Origin of the sequence: Streptomyces griseoflavus (genome assembly GCF_014649995.1) — a bacterium.
Taxonomy (GTDB): Bacteria; Actinomycetota; Actinomycetes; order Streptomycetales; family Streptomycetaceae; genus Streptomyces; species Streptomyces griseoflavus.
This window is the reverse complement of record NZ_BMUC01000049.1, coordinates 1-1548: the sequence shown is the minus strand read 5'-3', so window position 1 is coordinate 1548 and position 1548 is coordinate 1. Positions and strand designations below refer to the sequence as shown.

2 protein-coding genes are annotated in these 1548 nt (G+C 71.1%); both read left to right on the top strand.

Features of this window, described 5'->3' with window-relative positions; genetic code table 11:
- Nucleotides 1-81: RICIN domain-containing protein (locus IE172_RS35570; RefSeq protein ID WP_390622734.1), on the top strand; the 81-nt coding region annotated here is incomplete at its 5' end.
- Nucleotides 82-94: 13 nt separating this feature from the next.
- Nucleotides 95-1548, top strand: a 1454-nt coding sequence (locus IE172_RS34175; protein ID WP_190101257.1) for a ThuA domain-containing protein, incomplete at its 3' end; no start/stop codon positions are given.

Here is a 1548-nt window from a genome sequence, read left to right as displayed (position 1 = left end):
GGCGGTACGTGGAACGACGGGACGCCGGTCCATCTGTGGACCTGCCACACCGGACCCAACCAGAAATGGACCCTGCCGTAGAAAGGAGGCCCCCATGACGCGCACCCCGCTCACCACGGCGCTCGCCCTGTGCACCGCCGCCCTGCTCTGCCTGGCACCCCAGGCCACGGCCCGGACCGGCGCCGCACCGGCGCCCCAGGACACACCCCGGACCGCGGCCACCGCGGCGGCCGACCCCGCCTACCGCGTCCTCGTCTTCTCCCGGACGGCGGGCTACCGCCACTCCTCCATCGACGAGGGCATCACGGCCCTGCGCGGCCTCGGCACGGCGAACAACTTCACCGTCACCGCCACCGAGGACCCGGCGGCCTTCACCACCGCCAACCTGGCCCAGTACCGTGCCGTGGTCTTCCTGTCGACCACCGGAGACGTCCTGGGCCCCGCCCAGCAGACCGCGTTCGAGCAGTACCTCGGCGCGGGCGGCGGATACGTCGGCATCCACGCGGCCGCCGACACCGAGTACGACTGGCCCTTCTACGAGGGACTGGCGGGCGCCCTGTTCCAGTCCCACCCCGCCATCCAGCCCGCCACCGTCAGGGTCGAGGACCGGGCGCACGACGCCACCGCCCACCTCCGGAGCACCTGGCAGCGCACCGACGAGTGGTACAACTACCGCACCAATCCCCGCACCACCGCCCACGTCCTGGCATCGCTCGACGAGTCCAGCTACTCCGGCGGCACCATGTCCGGGGACCACCCGATCGCCTGGTGCAAGGACTACGCAGGCGGCCGCGCCTTCTACACCGGCGGCGGTCACACCGAGGAGTCCTACGCCGACCCCGCCTTCCGCGAGCACCTCCTCGGCGGCATCCGCTGGGCCGCCGGCACCACCCGGGCCGACTGCCGCCCGGAAACCGGCTACACGCCCCTGTTCGACGGGACGTCCACCACCGGCTGGAAGCAGGCCGGCCCCGGCGGCTTCACCCTGACCGACGGCACGCTCACCTCGCACGGCGGACTGGGCATGCTCTGGTACGACGCCAAGGAGTTCACCGGCGACTACTCCCTGAAGCTGGACTGGAAACTGGACGGCGACGACAACTCCGGCGTATTCGTGGGCTTTCCCGCCTCCGACGACCCGTGGTCGGCGGTGGACAACGGCTACGAGATCCAGATCGACGCCACCGACGCCGCCGACCGCACCACGGGAGCCGTGTACGGATTCCGCTCCGCCGACCTGGCCGCGCGCGACGCCGCGATCAATCCGCCGGGGGAGTGGAACACCTACGAGATCCGCGTCACCGGCGAGCGCCTCGAGATCTTCCTCAACGGCCGGAAGATCAACGACTTCACCAACACCGACCCCGCGCGCAGCCTGCGACAGGGCCACATCGGCCTGCAGAACCACGGGGACGGCGACGAGGCGTCCTTCCGCAACATCCGGATCAAACAGTCCGGCTCACCCTCCGATCCCCGCGCGGGTGAGGTGAAGGGGGTCGGTGGGAAGTGTCTGGATGTGTCCGGTGGGGGGAGTGCGGACGGTACGGG